Annotated in this window: 22 protein-coding genes; 12 read left to right on the top strand and 10 right to left on the bottom strand. The window is 57.9% G+C overall.

What is annotated here, in order from left to right; all coding sequences use genetic code 11:
• Positions 1 to 341: 341 nt before the first annotated feature.
• From terL to IPM59_05880, 5 genes are all read right to left on the bottom strand, one after another.
• Complete coding sequence (gene terL, locus IPM59_05860) at positions 342 to 2,303, bottom strand: phage terminase large subunit (protein MBK9215110.1); 1,962 nt, start codon at positions 2,301 to 2,303, stop codon at positions 342 to 344.
• Complete coding sequence (locus IPM59_05865; GenBank protein ID MBK9215111.1) at positions 2,300 to 2,839, bottom strand: hypothetical protein; 540 nt, start codon at positions 2,837 to 2,839, stop codon at positions 2,300 to 2,302. The genes terL and IPM59_05865 overlap by 4 nt, the downstream gene beginning before the upstream one ends.
• Entirely contained in the window at positions 2,751 to 3,134 is a 384-nt protein-coding gene (locus IPM59_05870; GenBank protein MBK9215112.1) for a hypothetical protein, read from the bottom strand. Before IPM59_05870 ends, IPM59_05865 begins: the two co-directional genes overlap by 89 nt.
• Positions 3,135 to 3,300: 166 nt before the next feature.
• Complete coding sequence (locus IPM59_05875; GenBank protein ID MBK9215113.1) at positions 3,301 to 3,480, bottom strand: hypothetical protein; 180 nt, start codon at positions 3,478 to 3,480, stop codon at positions 3,301 to 3,303.
• Positions 3,481 to 3,525: 45 nt separating this feature from the next.
• Positions 3,526 to 4,605 carry a chitosanase gene (locus IPM59_05880; protein ID MBK9215114.1) on the bottom strand — a complete coding sequence of 360 codons (1,080 nt, stop codon included), beginning with the start codon at positions 4,603 to 4,605 and terminating at the stop codon, positions 3,526 to 3,528.
• Positions 4,606 to 4,904: 299 nt separating this feature from the next.
• Between IPM59_05880 and IPM59_05885 the strand changes: the two genes are divergently transcribed.
• From IPM59_05885 to IPM59_05915, 7 genes are all read left to right on the top strand, one after another.
• On the top strand, positions 4,905 to 5,144 hold the full coding sequence (locus tag IPM59_05885; protein ID MBK9215115.1) for a hypothetical protein: 240 nt from the start codon (positions 4,905 to 4,907) through the stop codon (positions 5,142 to 5,144).
• A gap of 68 nt (positions 5,145 to 5,212) precedes the next feature.
• Positions 5,213 to 6,004, top strand: coding sequence for a thioredoxin domain-containing protein (locus IPM59_05890; GenBank protein MBK9215116.1), 792 nt, complete (start codon positions 5,213 to 5,215; stop codon positions 6,002 to 6,004).
• Positions 6,004 to 6,456, top strand: a complete 453-nt coding sequence (locus tag IPM59_05895; GenBank protein MBK9215117.1) for a vitamin K epoxide reductase family protein — start codon at positions 6,004 to 6,006, stop codon at positions 6,454 to 6,456. The genes IPM59_05890 and IPM59_05895 overlap by 1 nt, the downstream gene beginning before the upstream one ends.
• 218 nt (positions 6,457 to 6,674) lie before the next feature.
• Positions 6,675 to 7,232 (top strand): sigma-70 family RNA polymerase sigma factor, encoded by a 558-nt coding sequence (locus IPM59_05900; GenBank protein ID MBK9215118.1) that lies wholly within the window; start codon positions 6,675 to 6,677, stop codon positions 7,230 to 7,232.
• Positions 7,229 to 8,104, top strand: a complete 876-nt coding sequence (locus IPM59_05905) for an anti-sigma factor (protein MBK9215119.1) — start codon at positions 7,229 to 7,231, stop codon at positions 8,102 to 8,104. Before IPM59_05900 ends, IPM59_05905 begins: the two co-directional genes overlap by 4 nt.
• 89 nt (positions 8,105 to 8,193) lie before the next feature.
• Entirely contained in the window at positions 8,194 to 10,971 is a 2,778-nt protein-coding gene (locus IPM59_05910) for an insulinase family protein (protein MBK9215120.1), read from the top strand.
• A gap of 422 nt (positions 10,972 to 11,393) precedes the next feature.
• Positions 11,394 to 12,464, top strand: a complete 1,071-nt coding sequence (locus IPM59_05915) for a class I fructose-bisphosphate aldolase (GenBank protein ID MBK9215121.1) — start codon at positions 11,394 to 11,396, stop codon at positions 12,462 to 12,464.
• A gap of 78 nt (positions 12,465 to 12,542) precedes the next feature.
• Here the strand turns inward: IPM59_05915 and IPM59_05920 are convergent, their stop codons facing one another.
• The 4 genes from IPM59_05920 to IPM59_05935 are packed head-to-tail and all read right to left on the bottom strand — an operon-like array spanning position 12,543 to position 14,356.
• Entirely contained in the window at positions 12,543 to 13,202 is a 660-nt protein-coding gene (locus IPM59_05920; protein MBK9215122.1) for an MBL fold metallo-hydrolase, read from the bottom strand.
• A 14-nt stretch (positions 13,203 to 13,216) separates the two neighbouring features.
• Positions 13,217 to 13,582 (bottom strand): four helix bundle protein, encoded by a 366-nt coding sequence (locus IPM59_05925; GenBank protein MBK9215123.1) that lies wholly within the window; start codon positions 13,580 to 13,582, stop codon positions 13,217 to 13,219.
• A 3-nt stretch (positions 13,583 to 13,585) separates the two neighbouring features.
• On the bottom strand, positions 13,586 to 13,876 hold the full coding sequence (locus tag IPM59_05930; GenBank protein ID MBK9215124.1) for a hypothetical protein: 291 nt from the start codon (positions 13,874 to 13,876) through the stop codon (positions 13,586 to 13,588).
• Positions 13,877 to 13,897: 21 nt separating this feature from the next.
• Complete coding sequence (locus tag IPM59_05935) at positions 13,898 to 14,356, bottom strand: GNAT family N-acetyltransferase (GenBank protein MBK9215125.1); 459 nt, start codon at positions 14,354 to 14,356, stop codon at positions 13,898 to 13,900.
• A 139-nt stretch (positions 14,357 to 14,495) separates the two neighbouring features.
• On the opposite strand from IPM59_05935, the gene IPM59_05940 reads away from it, so the two are divergent.
• The 3 genes from IPM59_05940 to IPM59_05950 are packed head-to-tail and all read left to right on the top strand — an operon-like array spanning position 14,496 to position 16,183.
• Complete coding sequence (locus tag IPM59_05940) at positions 14,496 to 15,455, top strand: phosphoesterase (GenBank protein MBK9215126.1); 960 nt, start codon at positions 14,496 to 14,498, stop codon at positions 15,453 to 15,455.
• Between the two features lie 54 nt (positions 15,456 to 15,509).
• Positions 15,510 to 15,758: a hypothetical protein gene (locus tag IPM59_05945; GenBank protein MBK9215127.1), complete on the top strand. Its 249-nt coding sequence runs from the start codon at positions 15,510 to 15,512 to the stop codon at positions 15,756 to 15,758.
• On the top strand, positions 15,755 to 16,183 hold the full coding sequence (locus tag IPM59_05950; protein ID MBK9215128.1) for a PIN domain-containing protein: 429 nt from the start codon (positions 15,755 to 15,757) through the stop codon (positions 16,181 to 16,183). Before IPM59_05945 ends, IPM59_05950 begins: the two co-directional genes overlap by 4 nt.
• A gap of 45 nt (positions 16,184 to 16,228) precedes the next feature.
• Here the strand turns inward: IPM59_05950 and IPM59_05955 are convergent, their stop codons facing one another.
• Positions 16,229 to 18,073: an amino acid permease gene (locus IPM59_05955; GenBank protein ID MBK9215129.1), complete on the bottom strand. Its 1,845-nt coding sequence runs from the start codon at positions 18,071 to 18,073 to the stop codon at positions 16,229 to 16,231.
• A gap of 198 nt (positions 18,074 to 18,271) precedes the next feature.
• Between IPM59_05955 and IPM59_05960 the strand changes: the two genes are divergently transcribed.
• Both IPM59_05960 and IPM59_05965 read left to right on the top strand, forming a co-directional pair.
• Positions 18,272 to 18,529 (top strand): DUF4160 domain-containing protein, encoded by a 258-nt coding sequence (locus IPM59_05960; GenBank protein MBK9215130.1) that lies wholly within the window; start codon positions 18,272 to 18,274, stop codon positions 18,527 to 18,529.
• Entirely contained in the window at positions 18,507 to 18,980 is a 474-nt protein-coding gene (locus IPM59_05965) for a DUF2442 domain-containing protein (GenBank protein ID MBK9215131.1), read from the top strand. The genes IPM59_05960 and IPM59_05965 overlap by 23 nt, the downstream gene beginning before the upstream one ends.
• The last annotated feature ends 4 nt before the right edge of the window (positions 18,981 to 18,984 follow it).

An 18,984-nucleotide genomic window follows, 5' to 3' on the forward strand; every position in this document is an offset into this window, starting at 1 on the left:
GGATGCGAAAGCGGCCGAGTTTGGATAAACCCATTTCACGGTAGACCAAACTCCTCCCCGTTGCAAGGCCCAGACAGTCCACCAAGAGAAACATATGTCCGGTAGAACCGGTGAAACATGTAAGGTGAGTGGTGTGTATAGATGCCAGACACATCCGTCAAACACCATTCCGCTGGCGATCAACAACAGGTTCCCGCCATGTTCGTTGGGGAGCGGCCATGCTACGACATGGGTGCTTGTCCGACGTGCATAAGGAACCGATAGACGGTGGCGGTTTTCACTGATCTGATGCCGCCACAGTCTAACCCCCGAATTTTCTCTCACAAGAGACCTCGTTACATTCAAAACGCCCAAGCCCTATTCCTCGGAGTTTCGAGCATCTGCACGGCGAGGCTGACGGAGTCTAGTTGGTCGTCGTGGGCGGCGTTGGGGAAGGTGCATATTTCGTCGAGGAAGTCGGCGATCCAGGGGCCTGAGACCAGGACGACACGGCCGGCTTCGGCGCGGTTGGCCCAGGCTAGGGCGCGGGTGAATTTGTCTGTGGTGACGCGGACGCCGCGAAAGGCGAAGCGGCTGAGGCCCGTTTCGCGCCACAGTTCCTGCATAAAGGCCTGTCCGTGCAGGGCGAGTTCGATGCCGTGCTCGGTGTCGCGTTCGTCGCGGATTCGGTCCGTGATGTAGCGACGCTGCTCGGGGTATTCGATCCGTGCGCGAAAACCGTCCGCGATATAGAGGTCGCCGGTGCTTTTGTCGAGCGCGCAGCGAAAGCTCGCCGTGTAATCGGCCGACGTCTTGGTCGAGACGGCCAGATCGTAGCCGCGACACCAGCGAAGATGCGGCGGGGCCGATATGACGATCCGCGTAAACCATTCGCGCTTGAAAAGCGCTCCCTCCGCCGGCAGCGGGCTCTGCTGATACAACGCCGAGAACGAATACGATCCCATCTCAAGCTGTTTGCGGAGTAATTCGCGACGCGGAAAGCGTTCGTGGCAAAGGGCCTGCCCGGGCCGACGGCCCAAAGGATCGCGCGGTCTTTTTCCTGTCGCCGTAGGTGACACATTTAATAGCCCGGGGTGTTCGAGCGTAGCGAGATTAACCCCAGGAACATCGCGCACAACGTCGTCGGCTCCCTGTAGGGGAGCAAGATCGCTTGCGGCATGTTCGACCCCTACAGGGTCGGGATCGTTGTTGTGACTGTTCCCAGGGTTGCGGCCCGAGGCCTTACCTTGGGCTATTATATTTGTCCCCTTCAGGGACTTTGGCTCGCCCTCAGCGAGGGCCGGAAGGCACACGACGTTCCATTTGTCACGCTTTTTCCTGCCATTTTGCATTTTGCATTTTGAATTTTGCATTTGCGGGCCGAGCAATCGGCCAGCTAAGTCGTCCTCGTGCCATCGAGTCTGTATCAATATCACCGCGCCGCCGGGTTCGAGCCGTGTCATCAGGTCGTCGGTGAACCATTCCCAGATACGCTCGCGATTGTTCTTGCTCTCGGCATCGGCGCGGCTTTTGATCGGGTCGTCGATGATGATCAGGTCCGCGCCAAAACCCGTGACGCCCGAACCGACGCCGACGGCCTTTACGCCGCCGCCCTGTGGCGTTTCCCATTCGTCCATCGCGTTCACGGTAAGTTGCGGCTCGTCGGTGTCGCCGGATTTTGTCGCACTGAGATACATGGCCTTGATCCGCCGCGAAAAGCGGTTCGCGAGCCGCTGGTTGTAGCTGCCGACGATGATCCGCAGCCGTGCGTCGCGGGCCAGTCGCCACGCCGCGTAACCAACCGTCACAAGCTCCGATTTGCCGTGTCGCGGCGGCATAAAGATCATCAGCCGGTCGCTGCGTGCCGTCGTGAGCTTGTCGAGTTCGTTGTAAACGTACAGTTGGAATTTCCAACGCCACTTCCACCGCGGACGAATGGCTTCGAGCCAAGTCGGCAGGTCCTGATTGGCCGCCGACGGCGGAGAAGGCCCCGCAACCGCAGCGGCAGGCTCGGGAGCCGCGGCCGCGGGGCCATCTGGTGCGGCCTCGCCCGATAATTCGGGCATGCGCACCGTGAGGAGTTTTTGTTGCTGTTCGGGATGAGCCGCCCGCCATTCGTCGAGCCAGCCGTGAAGCTTTTCGAGCCCGTCGAAACCTCGGTGCGGCCGCCCGACGATGTCGGAAAGCCTGAATTCGAGCCAGCCTTTCGCGATCATCCCGCGAACGATGAGACCGCGATTTGCCGGGCCGTATTCTCTGTAAAGCTCGGCCGCCGCACGTACCTCTTCGGGCGAATGCCACCGCCATGGTCTCGGTTCGTTCATTTCAATACCGCTATCGCCGCGGCGCCGATGAGGATGTCGCCGAGGCGGCGCCATGGGGACGGGCGTTTGCGTTTTAGGGCCTCGATCAGTTTGTCCCGAGAAGCTATCGCGGCGTCCTTGGCGGCGATGGTCTCGTTTTTGGCGGCAACGGTCGTGCGTAGGGCGTCGTTCTCGGCGCGGCGAGTGTCGTTTAGCTCGGTCAACAGCGAACTGAGCTGCTGTTCGGTCGCGAGGCGTGACTTTAAGGCCGCGTTCTCGGCGTCGAGCGCGTCGATCAGGACGCGGCTCGCGTTGAGTTCGTCAGCGGCCGCGCTGCAGGCAGACAGGGCAGAACCGCCCGCGTAAGCGGGTGGCACGGAACGTTTGCCGACATCAACGCGGTCGCTCAGCGACGACGTTGATCTCTGCTCCGCCTGAACGCCCCCTGCTGACGCAGGGGGTTCTGCCCTAGCAGCCGTGCCCGAGGTCGGCGAGCTTTTGGCAGAGTTCGGTATTGGTGACGGCGACTGGCCTTGTGCGGCGAGCGCGTTCGACATCAGAGCGAGCGTTATTGCTAATAGAATTGAGTTTTTTGAGTTCTTCATCTTGTTTAATTGCGATCGAGCGAATACCGGCGAGCCGGCTCTCGATGTATTCGATCTTTTGTCGGTATTGGCCTGCCTCGGCTTCTTTCTGGGCCGCGCGTTGTTCTAATGCCTCAGCACGCTGCATCGCATCGCGGGACGCACCTTCGAGCTTGGCAATTCTGTGATTTGACCAGAGCCAGGCGATGGTGGCCGCGAGCAGGACGGCGGCGGCGATGGCGATGTATGTTTTCGTGAGTGGTTTCATATCTCTTGCGGCTTGCCGCCCTATTTGCGGAAAAGCTCTGCTTTTCCGGCTAGCTTCCAAAAAACTCTTGAGGCTTGCCTCCGCCGGGCGGCGGCATAGCCGCAACAGCAGAGAAACGCTTTACGGAAAAGCAGAGCTTTTCCGCAAATAGACGAGCAAGCTCGCGCTAGTCACGTCGTCGTCGCTTGGTGACATACAGTTGGATCAGCACATCGACCGTTTTGCCGAGCGTGAAGAGCACGACCGGCACGATGATGGCTGAGATTATCGTTATCGGATCGGCCGCAGCGACGAGCGAAGGCGTCGAGCTGAGCCAGGCTAACAGGGCGTTCTTCATATCGTTCATAACTTTCTCCGGGGCGTTCGCATTTGTGACGAACTGGCCGCCCGCTTACGCAGGCGGTTCTGACTGTTCGCGGATGTTTCCGAGAATGATCTGGCGGTAAAGGAACATCACTGTCAGAAGTCCCGCGATCAGGGCGACGACGATCCAGACTTCGCGGGGCAGGCCCGCGAGGAAGCCGAATACGGCCCACGCGGCTTGCCAGAGCGTGCCGCCGACGGTCGTCCAGAGCGATTTCACGCGATCGGTGCGATGGATGACGCCGCTTACGATCGAGTCAACGCGGTCGAACTGGTCGACCGCGGCATTCAGGGCAGAACCGTCTGCGTGAGCGGGCGGAGCAGGCGTGGCGGCGGTGTCAGCGTTGTCGCCAACGGGCGCCGTCGCAGGCTCAACTTGAATGCCCCCTGCTGACGCAGGGGGTTCTGCCCTGTTTGCCAACGACGCTTCTGCTAACCGAAAACCATTCACATTCATCGGCAGCCGCAATTCCCAATTGCCGATCGCGAGTTGTTCGAGAAAAAAGCGTGTCCGGTATGCGGTCTTCTTTAGCCGTGCGATATTCGTCAGCCACAGGTGGCGGCGGCGGACGTAGGACATGATCCATGCCTTTTCGGTGTCGGCTTGCGTCTTTTCCGCGAGGCGGTCAAACGCCCCGTGCACGACGCCGTCGTAAACGACTGCGAGTGATAACGGCAATACGAAGCCGCGCCGTTCACATATATCGATTGCGGGATTGAGATACAGCCGAAACGCCGTTTCGCGCTGCGCGGTTTTCATCTCAACCGTAACAGCGGCGGCCTCGAGGGCGCGTTTGAACCGCGTGTCGGCAGCAAGTCGTTCGATCGCGGCCGGTGTTCGGCGGCCGAGCAGCGGCCTCTTCTCAAAGAGAATTTCGCGTGCGACGGGGCAGCCGGTCGCGAGATATTCATCGACCACGGCCGCCAGCGAGCCCGACCGATGTGTGAACTGCGCGATGCCGTACGACACGCCCGCACCGTCATCAAGCACCGCCACGGCTGCTGCGTCGCCCATCGGCCGCGAGGTCTCAAAGATGTTGATGATCGATAGTGCCTTGAGCTTATCTTCTTCAGAAAAAGTCTGCGTATGTGAATGGACGTCTTGCATATGAAACGGAATAGTGCTATAAGATAAAACAGCCGGACGAAATGGGGCGAGCCTTTCATAAGTCGAGATTTCCCTCGCCGCTTACATCTCGCCCGGCATGATCACAAGCTAGAACACTTTGCCGAAAATTGAAATGCCAGATCTCGCAGAACGACGTAGAATGCACAAAATGACGCAAAATGCTCAAAACTGCATAGACTGCACAGATCGCGGGCCTTACGGTTCTCGTGGGGCCATGCCCAACACGGCCAAAGGCCCGCTCGGTGCGGTAAATTCAACCAATTTGACACATTACGACCATGAACATCACACAACGAACATTGGATTTATCGCCGCGAACGCTCCTCCGCCTTTCTGAGGTCGAGCGCCTTATTCGTAAACACAGGATCATCGTTCCGCCGCCGTCGAGACGCACCCTGATCGCATGGTGCGAGGACGGCAGGCTGCTTACGGCACCACGCAGCAGCGCGCGCTCACCTTACCTCGTGTATGAGGACTCGTTTCTCGAGTGGCTGGCCGAGCTCGCCGCCGATCCGTGAACCTATCGAGCGCGGGATGCGTATCTGTAAGCTAATTTGTTACTATTTTCGCAACGGAAATTTTTCATATGGCTGACAAGACAAAACCGCAACCAAAGAGCAACGCGCCGATGCTGATCATCGGCCTCGTCCTGATCGTCGGCGCCGTGGCCGGCTGGTATCTGCTGACAAAGCCAAAGGCCCCGACCGCGGCTAACAACAGCAACACCGCCGCTGCCAACTCGAACGCCGCCAACCCAAAGACCGCGACCATACCGGCGAATGCGCCGCCGGGAGCGAATCCGCCCAATCAGGCTGGCTCGCCGAATGCGCTCGTGACGGTAGAGGAATTTGCGGATTTCCAGTGCGGCTCGTGCGCTTCGGTGCATCCGGTGATGAACGAGATCAAGGCATATTACGGGTCAAAGATACGCTTCGTATTCCGCAATTTCCCGCTGCCGATGCACGACAAGGCATATGACGCGGCCGTAGCCGCCGAGGCCGCCGGCAATCAGGGCAAATTCTGGGATATGCAGAATCTGCTGTTCTCTAACCAGAAAGCATGGGCCAGTTCGCCGACCTACAAGACGATGTTCAAGGAGTATGCGCAGAAGATCGGGCTCGACGTCACAAAATGGGAAAATGACATGATCGCGACGATGACCAAGAGCCGCGTGGACGCTGACATCGAGCGAGGCAAGGGCGTCAATATCAACGCGACACCGACGCTCTACATCAATGGCGTGCCATTCCAGTTTGCCGAGATGCAGGCGGCCCCGCTGAAGGCCGCTATCGACGCGGAACTTAAGAAGGTCGGCGAAGGTGCTGCTCCGAATCCCGCAGCCAATTCCGCACCGGCTAACGCCAACGCCGCGAAGTAGTGACGCCCGAGACAGAGATCGCTGACGAACGAAGCGCCGCCCCGAGCCGCAAATGGCCAGTGGCGGCGGCGGTCATTGCGCTCATCGGCCTCGGCGATTCGATCTACCTGACCGCACACCACTATACGGCCGAGCCCGTGCCGTGCAGCCTGATCGAGGGCTGCGAATCGGTCCTGACGAGCGCCTACGCCGAATTTGCCGGCCTGCCGCTGGCGTTGTATGGAGCTATCGCATATTTCGCGGCATTCTCGCTGGCGGTGCTCGCGGCCTTTGGCGATACGCGAATGTGGCGGCTCTTCGCGGTCCTGGCATTCCTGATGGCCGCCTTTAGCGGATACCTCATCTACGTCCAGGGAGCTCTCATCGGTGCGTTCTGCCAATTCTGCCTGCTATCGGCCTTAACGTCGTTTACATTATTTGTGATCGCCCTGGCATCTCGTCCGTGGCGTTAGCTGCTTCACTCTCTGCGTTTCTCTGCGAAATCCTCAGCGGCCTCTGCGTGGAACCGAACTCCACGCAGATACCGCAGAGTGGAGACGCGGAGAACGCCGAGGGTCCCGCTTGAAACCGACACCCAATTCCTAACGAATACCAATATCGGACCAGGCGGCAATTTGTGGATAGCCAAGAAATACGGTAGCTTTAGAGCAATACTCGATCTGAGACTTTAGTGGCCCAAGCTATCCTGAACAGAATCGCCGCCGGAGACATGTTTGCCGTCGAGGAGTGCCTCGACCGCTACGGCGGCCTCGTGTGGTCGATAGCGCGAAAGATGCTGCGCAATTCGGACGACGCCGAGGATGCCGTGCAGGAGATATTTGTGGACCTGTGGAAGAACGCCGGCCGGTTTGATGAATCAAAGGCGTCAGAGGCGACCTTTATCGCGATGATCGCACGGCGGCGGCTGATCGACCGGATACGGCATTCGGCACGGCGGATATCGGCAGAGTCGCTCGACGACGTCCTGCTCGAACCGTTCACCCGCGCCGATCGTGCCGTTCAGATCTCGGTCGAGGCGCAGCAGGCGGCCGAGGCCATGCGGACACTCAGGCCCGAACAGCAGCAGGTGCTGCGGCTGTCGATCATTCAGGGAATGTCGCATCAGGAGATCGCCGACGCCATGGGCTTGCCGCTCGGCACCGTCAAGACGCACGCCCGCCGGGGCATCATTCACGTTCGCGAGGCATTAGGCGTGGCCGCGGAGCTATCACAGGAGGCCGCCGCGTGACCGAAGAAAGAGACATGCTGCTTGACCTTCTGATCAAGAGGGCCTCGACGGGCCTCGATGATGCGGAACAGCGCTCGTTTGACGAGTTTGACCAGGCGATCGCCGAGCGCGAGATGGCGGCCGTCGAACTCACGGCCGCCGCCATCAGCATGGCCGGGCTCGACACAAGCGAACCGCTGCCGGCCCACCTGCGTGCAATGATCGCTGACGACGCGGTCGCCATCGTCGGGGCTGGGCCGCCGCCTGAAGCCGAGCCGGAACCGTGGCCGCCCGCGCCGCCGCCGACGATCTACGGCGATGTATTCAGCCCGCCGCCGAGCCGTATCGGCTTGCTTGGCTGGCTCGGATGGGCCGCCGCCGCCACGGCCTGTGTGGCACTGGCGCTAAATATCTGGTTCACTCAGATCGGGCCGGCGAACGCCCCGATGCCGGAACAGGCACAGGTCGAGCCGCCGAGGCCGCCGACGTCCGTCGAGCTTCGCGAAGAGATGATCCGCACGAGCGGCGATCTCGTCAGGGCAAATCTGGCCCCGGGCAATGTCAAGGACATCAAGGACGTCTCGGGCGACATCGTCTGGAGCGAAGCAAAGCAGGCCGGCTTTATTCGCTTTCACGGCCTGCCGGTCAATGACGCCGCAGCGACGTGTTATCAGCTATGGATATTCGATAAGGCACAGGACAAGGCGACGCCGATCGACGGCGGCATCTTTGACGTCACCGGCGAGGGCGAGATCGTCATTCCCATCAATGCCAAGCTCAAGGCCGCGGGGCCTGAGATGTTTGCCATTACGATCGAACGCCACGGCGGCGTCGTCGTCTCAAAGCGCGAAAAGGTCGCCGCGCTCGCCAAGGTTGAAACCCGCGCGGCCTGAGGCGCGTAATAGCTGCAAATGCGACTGTTTCGGATACGTGCGATGTGAGATGCATCCTCGGCTGCCCGTCTTTCTTTTTCAAGTAAGCTATGCGAAATCGGCTCCTTTTCATCGTAATATTAGCGACGCTGTTCGCCCTGCCGCTCGCTGTGAGTGCTCAAAAGGCCGAGAAGCTCCCGCCCGTAAAGGTAAGGGAATACAAGCTCAAGAATGGCCTTCGCGTCATTCTTCACCGCGACACATCGACGCCGATCGTATCCGTAGGCACGTGGTATCACGTCGGCTCAAAGAACGAGGCCGTGGGCCGCACCGGCTTTGCTCACCTCTTTGAGCACATGATGTTTCAGGGCTCGAAGAATTACGATGCCGACTACTTTACGCCGCTGACCGAGGCCGGCGGTATCGTCAACGGCACGACAAATGTTGACCGCACGTGGTACTTCGAGACCGTTCCGTCAAATTTTCTCGAACTCGCACTGTTCATGGAGGCCGATCGGCTCGGCAATCTGCTGCCCGCGATGACGCAGGAAAAACTCGACAACCAGCGTGACGTTGTAAAGAATGAACGCCGCCAGCGCGTCGATAATCAGCCATACGGCACTGCGTTCGAGAAGATAACACAAATTATGTTCCCGCAGGGCCACCCGTATCATTGGACGACCATCGGCTCGCTCGAAGACCTGCAGGCAGCTTCGATGGACGACGTCAAAGCCTTTTTCCGGCAGTATTACACGCCAAACAACACGATCCTTGTGCTCTCGGGTGACTTTGACGAGAAGCAGGCAAAGGGCTGGATCGAGAAGTATTTCGCCTGGATGCCAAAGGGCGACGCCATCCAGCGACCAAACAATGCGCAGCCTGTGCTTGATAAGGAGATACGCACGACGGTCGAGGACAATGTGCCGCTTGCTCGCCGGTATCTTGTCTGGCACGGCGTCAGGGAATTTGCCCCGGACGAGGCGGCGCTCGATGTCCTCACATTCATTCTTTCGTCGGGCCGCACATCGCGGCTGCAGAGCAATCTGGTTTACGGCAAGGAAATGGCCCAGAACGTAGGGGCTTTTTCGGCGAAGAACGAGATCGCAGGAACGATTCAGATCCAGGCGACGGCCCGGCCGGGCAAGTCGCTCGATGATATCGAGAATGAGATCGACGCCGAGATCGCACGCATCAAGGCGACGCCGCCTACGGCCGAAGAGATGTCACGAGCGCTAAACAGCATCGAGGCACAATCGGTTGCGGGGCTTTCGACAGTGCTGGGCAAGGCGAGCCAACTGACAAGCTTTGCCGGCTACGTTGGCAAGGCAAATTGGTTCCAGCGCGACCTCGACCGTTACCGAAAGGTCACGGCCGCCGACGTTCAACGCGTGGCAAATACCTATCTCGGGCCGAATCGGCTCGTCCTGACCTACACGCCGCGGACCGGCGAAGCCGCACGCGCGACCCGCGGTGCCGACCGGCCAACATCCGTCAAGTCGGAGAAACGCGATGACGCAAAGATCGCCGAGCAGGCGGCAAAGCTGCCCAAGCCGGGCCCCGATCCCAAGCTGACCTTGCCGCCGATCGAGAAGACAAAGCTCGCCAACGGCATGGAACTCTGGATGGTCGATCACCGCGAATTGCCGCTGGTGTCGATGAATATGGTCTTTCGCACGGGCTCGGTCGATGAACCTGCGGACCGCACCGGCCTTGCAGGCATGGCTTCGTCCCTGCTCGATGACGGCACGACGACGCGTTCGGCCGAGGATATTGCAAATCAACTGCAGTCTATCGGCGCGAGTATCGGCAGCGGTTCGGGCTTTGACTCGACCAATGTCACGCTCAATACGCTCACAAAGAACCTCGACAAGGCCATCGACATCTACGCCGATGTCATCCAGAATCCGTCATTTCCCGCAAAAGAGGTTGAGAGCCTAAGGGCGCGTTCGCTCGTCGCCCTCAAGCAGCAGCGCTCTAACCCGAACGCAATCGGAGCGACGGTCTATAACAAGGTGCTCTATGGCGACCATCCCTATGGCCGCAGCGATACCGAGGCAACGGTCAAGGCCATCACGCGTGATGACCTCGTCAGCTATTACAATTCGACCTATCGACCTAACAATGCGGTGCTGATCGTCGTCGGCAGTTTTGACAAGGCGGCCCTTAAGGCAAAGCTCGAAGCGGCCTTTGCCGGCTGGAAGCCCGGCGAGATAGTTCATAATGACCTGCCGTCGGCCGAATCGCCGGCCACGACCGGCATCTATCTGGTCGATCGCCCAAACGCCGCGCAGTCGGTCGTCAGCATCGGCCAGCCGGGCATCGGCCGCTCACATCCGGATTACTTCAAGGTGCTGTTGATGAACAACATCCTTGGCGGCGGCATCACGGCCCGCATCTCGATGAACCTGCGCGAAGACAAGGGCTACACCTACGGGGCCAACAGCTCATTTGCCTTTCGCCGGGGGCCGGGCCCATTCCGCGCCGGCGGCGATATGCAGACGGCCGTCACAAAGGAATCGGTCCGGGAACTGATGAAAGAGATCAATGGCGTCCGGGGCGAGATACCGATCACGCAAAAGGAACTGGATTATTACAAGCAGCGCCTGATACGCCTGACACCGGGAGGCTTTGAGACGCCAAACGCGATCTCAAACCAGCTGGCCAATCTCGTCACCTACGATCTGCCGGCCGGATACTTTAACGAATACATCGAGCGCGTAAATGCGGTCACGCTCGATGATGTGAATTACGCGGCAGAGCATTACCTTGACCCGGCAAAGATGGCCATCGTCATTGTCGGCGACCGCAAGGTGATCGAGCCAAAGCTTGCCGAACTCGGCTATCCGCTCACCATCCTCGACGTGGACGGAAAGACGGTCACTCCGTGACCTGACGGCCGAGCATGGCAAAAAGGGGCAAGTCCGTTCGCGGCCTTGCTCCTTTTTCTTTCTCTCCGCGGAGGCCGCGGACATGAGTGGTGATCCTGGCTTAGTTCGGATTCCTGGCCATCGGAGATGGCATCAGCGTGGAGCCCAGCCCGCGAGGGCTGGGAAAGCAGACGCGCGATTGAACCAAGCCCGTGTAACGGGTGACAGGCGTCGACCTGTCTGTCGCTATCTACGACAGCTTGCGGATTCGCATGCGCACCGTCCCAGGTCACTTGCCCTGGGCTACATTCTAATGCCATCTCCGATGGCTAGGATTCAAACTGTCCCGCCCCCCGAATATGCCGACAGCGAAGCCCGGGCTTCTTGTGCTATAATCTTTAGTTTATTAACGCAATTACTTTTTTGAGGAGAAGATATTAGCTGTGGCTGAGAATAAGATCAGGGAACTGTTAGGCGACGAGGCGGACTTGCTGCTCGACCACGTATCGACGACGATACCAAAAGAGAACATCCACCTGCCCGGCGGCGATTTTGTCGACCGTGTGTGGGCACAATCCGACCGTAACCCCAATGTTTTAAGGAGCTTACAGTCGCTTTACAATACCGGCCGGTTGAGCGGTACGGGCTATGTGTCGATCTTGCCCGTCGATCAGGGCATCGAGCACTCGGGAGCAGCGTCATTCGCGCCGAATCCGCAGTATTTCGACCCCGAGAACATCGTAAAGCTCGCCATCGAGGGCGGCTGCAACGGCGTGGCATCGACATTCGGCGTGCTCGGCACCGTGGCCCGTAAATACGCTCACAAGATACCGTTCATCGTAAAGATCAACCACAACGAGCTGATGACCTACCCGAACCAGTTCGACCAGGTGATGTTCGGCACGGTCGATCAGGCACGTGATATGGGCGCGATCGCGGTCGGTGCGACGATCTATTTTGGGTCAGAGGAATCGACGCGGCAGATCACTGAGGTCGCTGAGGCATTCGCATACGCTCACGAGCTTGGCATGGCGACGATCCTCTGGTGTTACCTGCGCAATCCTGCATTCAAGACGCCCGAGGGCGACATGCACGACGCTGCCGACCTCACCGGCCAGGCCAATCACATCGGCGTCACGATCCAGGCCGACATCATCAAGCAGAAACTGCCCACAAAGAACGGCGGCTATCCCGCCCTCAACAAGCAGGGCAGCTACGGCAAGACGTCGAAGCTCGTGTATGAAAAGCTCACGACCGACAACCCGATCGATCTCGTCCGCTGGCAGGTAGCCAATTGCTACATGGGACGCTGCGGACTTATCAACTCAGGCGGCGAGTCAAAAGGCGCCGGCGACCTCGCCGATGCGGTCCGCACGGCCGTTGTCAACAAACGCGGCGGCGGAACGGGCCTCATCTCAGGCCGCAAGGCATTCCAACGCCCCATGGCCGAAGGCGTCGAACTCCTCAACGCCATCCAGGACGTCTATCTCGATACGTCGATAACCGTGGCGTAAGGCAGGCAGAAACACGAGCGGTAGCGAGTGTGCCCGATACCCTGCCCGGGGCACCCTCGCTACCGCTCGTGTTTCTGCCTATCTTAAGAACGGATTGTTCAACCGTTCGCGGCCGACCGTAGTATCGGGCCCGTGCCCGCACAGCACGCGATAATCGTCATCGAGCGACATCACATTCGCGTTGATCGAGTCGATCAGCCGTTCGTAATTACCGCCGGGCAGGTCTGTGCGGCCAATCGATTCGTTGAATAGGCAATCGCCCGTCAGCACGGCCTTTTCGTCGTGATTTACCAGCACGATATGCCCAAGCGTGTGGCCGGGACAATGGCGGATCTCAAACTTCAAATTCCCAACTTCAATTATTTCGCCATGTTCGACAAATCGCGTCGGAACTGGCGGCGGCCCATATTCCATACCCATCGCCCGCAATTGATGCAGCGGCAGGCCCATCATCAGCGGCTGCTGCGGCAGCGTCTCGTAGAGATACATCTCCTCCTCATGCAGCAGCACGTCTGCGCCGGGAAACTCGGCCTTTAACGCCGCCGTCCCGCCGCAATGGTCCAGATGCCCGTGCGTCAGAATGATCGCCTGCAATTCCAGGCCGTTGTCGCGAATGTAGCTGTTCACGTCATCCGACGCCTCGCCCGGATCGATGCAGATCGCGCGTTTTGTCTCGGCGCATGACACCACGCGCGTGTTCTGCTGGAACGGCGTTAGTACAAATGTCTCAGTTAACATTTAACATTTATCACTTAACATTGATCAAGATTGCTTATTGATGTTTTGAGGATTGCGAACAGTATCCGAGCTATTTCATCCGCGTCCGCATGCATACTTTCGATCGATTGCTCATCAATGTAACCCGTATCTTTGAGTAGATTGAGCCAGTATTTGGTCTCTAGGCACTCTTTGTAGCCAATACTTATCTTGCTCGAAAAATCAGCCTTAGAAATGGCACCATTCGCTTCAGTGATGTTTGCTCCAATCGATGTTCCGCTACGTAGTAATTGCTTCGACATCACATATTCAAGCTTAGTCTCAACCAAATGCTTGTAGGCCTTAACGATACGAATCGCGAATCGGTAGGCTTTATCATGCGTTACGTTGTTCTCAAACATTTGCTAAATGGTAAATGTTAACTGGTCAATGAATTGCGTCGCGTCGAAATCATCAAGTCGTCGATCTTTCAGAACAAACCCTATCGCCTTCCGATACGTCGCGGCATCCGGTTTTCCCGTAAAACACGGCATCTCCTTGTTGTCGAGGTTCAAATAGCTCGTCAAACACGCCAGCAGCATCCAGAGCAGTATCTCCTCGTCAGTGCCGATCGGGTTGTGCTTGATGATCGACTCGCGGTCGTCATATATGCCTAGACATATACGTGCAAACTCGCCTTCGGTTATCGTGGTCATCGGCGGGAACTGGCCGCCCGCTTACGCAGGCGGTTCTGACTCCTCCTCAAACATGACGTAGTGTGAACGCGTCATTCCGACGCCGTCATAAACACGCTGAGCATGGCCGTTGTCGGTCTCGACATACAGGCGAAAGCCGCACACGTTGCCCGCCTCCTCGGCGCGCTGCTTTACAAACTCGTACATTCGCCGATACAGCCCCAGTCCGCGGGCCTCAGGTTTGATATATACGCTCTGTATCCACCAGAACCACGCGTTGCGCCAATCGCTCCATTCGTATGTGACCATCAGTCCGCCGACAATGGCGTTTGCGTCCGTCGCCACGACGTAAAAACCTTTATTCTCGTCCTCAAAGACCGCCTCAACGCCCGGCCGTAAGCGGTCACGGTCGAGCCGTTTGCCTTCGGTCTCAACGGCCATCGCGTGGTTGAATTCGACCAACGCGTCGGTGTCGTCACGATGTGCGAGCCTGATATTCATATCACGTCGGAATAAGGTATAAGGGAAAAGTGCGAAGTAAAAAGTCCGAACTTATCCCTTACTACTTGTCACTTTTCACTTACTTCGAAGCATCTCCTTGACTTAGCCGAGGGCGTCCTCTAGCCTTTAATGTTTTGCTATGCGGCTAAGGATACTCTATCACGGCAACTGTTTCGACGGCGTCTCGTCGGCGGCGGTGTTTACTAAATTCTATCGTGCGAATTTCGCATCTGACGCGGTCGTGGAATACACGCCGGTGATGCACCGGGCGGGCAATGCGTTTGACCGCGAGCAGTTTGACGGTGATGAGAATGCGATCGTCGATTTCAAGTATTGTCCCGACGAACGGCTGACGTGGTGGTTCGATCATCATCAGTCGGCGTTCCTCTCGAAGGAGGACGAGAAGCACTTTTTGAACGACACATCGGGCAGGAAATTCCTCGATACCGAGAGCAAATCGTGTGCGGAATTCATCGCCCGCATTGCCAAAGAACAATTCGGCTGGGAAGATGCCTCGCTCGCCGAGCTGGTCGAGTGGGCACATATCATCGACGGTGCGCTGTATGAGTCGCCCGCCCAGTGCGTAGAATTGCGGACGCCTGCACTCAAATTGATGCAGGTGATCGAGGGCGAGAAAGACCCCGAATTTGTCCACAACATTATCCACCGCCTGACCGAAGCCTCGCTCACCGATATTGTCGAGAGCGACGAGCTCCAGGCCAAGCTCGTTCCCATCCTCGAACGCCATTGGAACACCGTCAGCCTGATAAAAGAACGCGCGACGTATGATCGCGGCGTTGTGACCTTTGACCTGAGCGATACGGGCATCGACGGCTATAACAAGTTTATTCCGTATTATTTCTATCCCGAGACGACCTACAACGTCGCCCTCACGCAAAGCGAATTTCGCACCAAAATATCCGTGGGCTCAAACCCGTGGTCGCCGCGCCCGCGGCTCCACAACATCGCCGAGATCTGCGAGAGATACGGCGGCGGCGGCCACGCCGTGGTCGGTGCCGTCTCGTTGAAACGCGACGACGTCGACCTCGGCAAACAATACATGGCCGAGATCATCGAGACGCTGAGATTTGAGAATTAGACATCAACGCATCAAATACTTGATGTCTTGATGCTGATATGTTATCGTTCTCGCATGAGAACGACGCTGACACTTGATAAAGACGTTGCCTTCGGATTGGAAAAGATAAAAGCGGCAGAACCTCGAAAGCCTTTTAAGGTCGTGGTGAATGAAGTTCTTCGACGCGGGTTGAGAAACGACGGATCGTCGGAAAAGCGTAAGCCCTTCGTCGTAGATTCGCGGCCGATCGGGGTGAGGAAGGATATCGACTGGAATGATCTCGACGGTTTTCTCGACCAGATCGAAGGCGACCGGCGGAAATGATACTCCCGGACGTTAACTTGCTGATCTACGCGTACGACGAACGTGCCGCTGCACATGCCAAAGCCAAAACATGGTTATCAGGCGTGATGGATAACGAGCAGGTGTTCCTCAGTTGGCATACGATCACCGCGTTTCTTCGCATCATTACTAACCCTAAGATCTCGTCGCTTCCCACGTCTCTTGAGGACGCTGTTGAGATAGTCGAGACTTGGCTCTCACGTGACAACGTTGACTTAATATCACTAGACAAGACTGCATGGGGGCTCTACGCCGCCGCCCTTCGCGATGTTAATGCATCCGGAAACTTGGTTATGGATGCACACCTCGCGGCCCTCGCAATGTCGCGCGGGGCAACTCTTGCGTCATGCGACCGGGATTTCCGAAAGTTTGACGGACTCAAGACCGCCGACCCGCTCAAAGCATAAGAAAGGCGGCCGTTAAGCCGCCTTTCTCGCGCCCTTAATAAAAAGCTATGCTGGCGGCCCTTCCTCCGTCGGTCGATCATTCAGTTTCGAATGGCTGTAGCTATACAGGAAATACACAACCAGCCCGATCACGAGCCAGATGCCGAAGCGGAACCAGTTTGTCCAGCCGAGTTCGGTCATTAGATACGTGCAGCACATCACGCCGAGCACCGGTATGAGCGTCAGGCGTTTGACGAAGCAGAGCACGGCCATGACGAGCGTGAATACCGCAAAAACGAAGTAGGGAATTCGGTGCATAAAGACCGCGCCGGCCGTCTCGATGCCGGCCTTTATGTCGTGAGCCGACGGCGTGAAGTCCGTAAAGAACGAGCGCACGGCGTCGCCATTGACATACATCACGATTCCCCAGCCGATAATGAAGAGCGCGGGCCCGATGAGCATCGAATTGATGTAGGGCACAAAGCGCTTTTGCCCGGCAAATTCCTTGTCCTTGACCATCACGCCTGCGCAGACGATGACGAACGCGAAGAGCGTGCCGATCACCGACAGGTCGGTTACCTCGGTCAGGTTCATAAAGAGCGCGGGAACGGCGACGAGCACGCCGGTGAGGATAGTAGAGAACCAAGGCGTGCGAAATCGCGGGTGAATTGACGAGAATATCTTTGGCAGCAGCCCGTCGCGGCTCATCGCCATCCACAATCGCGGCTGGCCAAGTTGGAAAACGAGCAGCACGGTCGCGATCGCGATGATCGCCGAGACGGCAATGATGCCCGCGACCCATGGGATATTTACGCCCTCGGGGCCAAAAACGAACGCCAGCGGATCGCCCACGGCGAGCTTTGTATAGCTGACCATGCCGGTCAGCACGAGTGCGAGCAGCACGTATAAAACGGTGCAGATCACGAGCGAATAGATCATGCCGCGCGGCAGCGTCTTATATGGGTCCTTGCATTCCTCGGCCGTTGTTGACAGGGCATCAAAGCCGATATAGGCAAAGAAAACCGCTGCCACGCCGCTCATTACGCCGGAGAATCCGTTTGGCATAAAGGGCGACCAGTTGTCGGTCTTTACATAGAAGGCGCCGAGGCCGATCACGAGCAGGATGATCGCGAGCTTGACGGCGACCATGATGTTCGACGCCATTTTTGATTCGCGGATGCCCACATAAACGAGGCAAGTGATCAGCACGACGATGCCAAGAGCCGGCAGGTCGGCAATGATCGGCAGGCCACCGATGGTCGGTGCGCCAAGATACGCTTCAAAGGCGTCGAGCTTGCCGCATGATACGGCGGCCTCAGCCGCCTCGCAGCCTGCACGAAGCGATTCGACGGTCGCGCCGCCACCCGTCATCGCGGACGTAACGGCATTGAATCCGTCATACGCCGTGCGAAAATCCATCGTCCAATTCAGCGGAATGTGAATGCCGTTCGCGGCCATCAGGCTTGTAAAATAGTCGCTCCACGATATGGCGACAGCGATATTGCCGATGGCGTATTCCACGAGCAGGTCCCAGCCGATGATCCACGCCAGCAGCTCGCCAAATGAGGCGTAGGCATACGTGTATGCCGAGCCCGCGATAGGTATCTTTGACGCGAACTCGGCATAGCACAGCGCCGCAAAGCCGCACGCGATCGCCGCAAAGATGAACAGCAAGATCACCGCCGGCCCGCCGCGATTCGCCGCGTTGCCGACCATCGCAAAGATACCGGCACCGACGATCGCCGCAATACCGAGCATCGTCAGGTCAAACGTCCCCAACGAACGCCTCAGCCCCGTCACGCCTTCGCCCGCAGGCTGGCCCGGCACAAGCTGCTCATGATCGCCAAAGCCGACCGCCGCGTCAGCCTGTATCTGTGCAATCGACTTCTTCCGAAAAAGGGAACTTGCCATACTTTCTCTCCGTTGCCGCGTTAAATTTTGGAACTGTTGAACAGGCGAATTTTGAAGCAAAACGCGGAAATATGCAAACGCAACACCGTTGGGCGACGTTCTTGTTCGTGTTACAGTCCGATCAGAGTTCAAAATGATTGACAAACCCAAGCGGTTGGGTTATCTTCATGCAAGAGCGAAGTGTTTCGGAGGCGGGGCATGAGTTCAATAAGAAAGGGCGGATTTCGTTTCTTTGTCTATTCTAACGATCATGATCCGCCACACGTTGATGTGCGAAAGGGCAAAGGAAAGATGAAGATCTATCTCAGCGTCGGCACCGGCATGCCGAAGATGGGGCCGAGGAACCGGTTCTTTAATGATGCCGATGCCCGACGGGCGTTTGAGCTTTGCTGCGAAGCTCACGGGGAGATGGTGGCACTGTGGGAGAAGGTCCATGGCAAGAAACAAAGCGAGTAAATTTACCTTTACCGAAGCCGAGATCAGACGGCAGCTTGATGAGTCGCGACGGCTCGGTGATAAAGAATACAGGAACGAACGCGGTGCCTCGCGATATAGCTACGATGCCCGTTCGCGCGAGATCAGGCTCGATTTTGCCGACGGGTTTGCTCTATTATTTCCGGCGTCGCATATCAAGGAGCTTCGCAGCGTGGCCGATGCCGACATTGCGGGTGGAAAGCTGACTCCGTTGGGTGACGCTATCCATTGGGACGCCCTTGACGCTCATTATACTGTGAGCGGCCTACTGGCAGGGCGTTTCGGAACAAGGGAATGGATGAAAGAGATCGGCCGAAAAGGTGGCAAACAGACCTCAGCGGCGAAGGCCGACGCCGCCAGGCGAAACGGAGCTAAAGGCGGACGTCCACCAACATTAAGCGGACTCGATGAGCGTGCGAGCCGCCGGAGCTAATACG

This window comes from Chloracidobacterium sp., from assembly GCA_016715795.1.
GTDB lineage: Bacteria > Acidobacteriota > Blastocatellia > Pyrinomonadales > Pyrinomonadaceae > OLB17.

Coding starts and splice junctions, on each gene's coding strand:
- IPM59_05870 (MBK9215112.1), bottom strand. CDS start 3,134: ATGAAACCACTCACGAAAACATACATCGCCATCGCCGCCGCCGTCCTG.
- IPM59_05960 (MBK9215130.1), top strand. CDS start 18,272: ATGAGTTCAATAAGAAAGGGCGGATTTCGTTTCTTTGTCTATTCTAAC.
- IPM59_05880 (MBK9215114.1), bottom strand. CDS start 4,605: ATGCAAGACGTCCATTCACATACGCAGACTTTTTCTGAAGAAGATAAG.
- IPM59_05885 (MBK9215115.1), top strand. CDS start 4,905: ATGAACATCACACAACGAACATTGGATTTATCGCCGCGAACGCTCCTC.
- IPM59_05910 (MBK9215120.1), top strand. CDS start 8,194: ATGCGAAATCGGCTCCTTTTCATCGTAATATTAGCGACGCTGTTCGCC.
- IPM59_05930 (MBK9215124.1), bottom strand. CDS start 13,876: ATGACCACGATAACCGAAGGCGAGTTTGCACGTATATGTCTAGGCATA.
- IPM59_05935 (MBK9215125.1), bottom strand. CDS start 14,356: ATGAATATCAGGCTCGCACATCGTGACGACACCGACGCGTTGGTCGAA.
- terL (MBK9215110.1), bottom strand. CDS start 2,303: ATGAACGAACCGAGACCATGGCGGTGGCATTCGCCCGAAGAGGTACGT.
- IPM59_05950 (MBK9215128.1), top strand. CDS start 15,755: ATGATACTCCCGGACGTTAACTTGCTGATCTACGCGTACGACGAACGT.
- IPM59_05875 (MBK9215113.1), bottom strand. CDS start 3,480: ATGAACGATATGAAGAACGCCCTGTTAGCCTGGCTCAGCTCGACGCCT.
- IPM59_05965 (MBK9215131.1), top strand. CDS start 18,507: ATGGCAAGAAACAAAGCGAGTAAATTTACCTTTACCGAAGCCGAGATC.
- IPM59_05940 (MBK9215126.1), top strand. CDS start 14,496: ATGCGGCTAAGGATACTCTATCACGGCAACTGTTTCGACGGCGTCTCG.
- IPM59_05945 (MBK9215127.1), top strand. CDS start 15,510: ATGAGAACGACGCTGACACTTGATAAAGACGTTGCCTTCGGATTGGAA.
- IPM59_05925 (MBK9215123.1), bottom strand. CDS start 13,582: ATGTTTGAGAACAACGTAACGCATGATAAAGCCTACCGATTCGCGATT.
- IPM59_05865 (MBK9215111.1), bottom strand. CDS start 2,839: ATGTCGAACGCGCTCGCCGCACAAGGCCAGTCGCCGTCACCAATACCG.
- IPM59_05890 (MBK9215116.1), top strand. CDS start 5,213: ATGGCTGACAAGACAAAACCGCAACCAAAGAGCAACGCGCCGATGCTG.
- IPM59_05955 (MBK9215129.1), bottom strand. CDS start 18,073: ATGGCAAGTTCCCTTTTTCGGAAGAAGTCGATTGCACAGATACAGGCT.
- IPM59_05920 (MBK9215122.1), bottom strand. CDS start 13,202: ATGTTAACTGAGACATTTGTACTAACGCCGTTCCAGCAGAACACGCGC.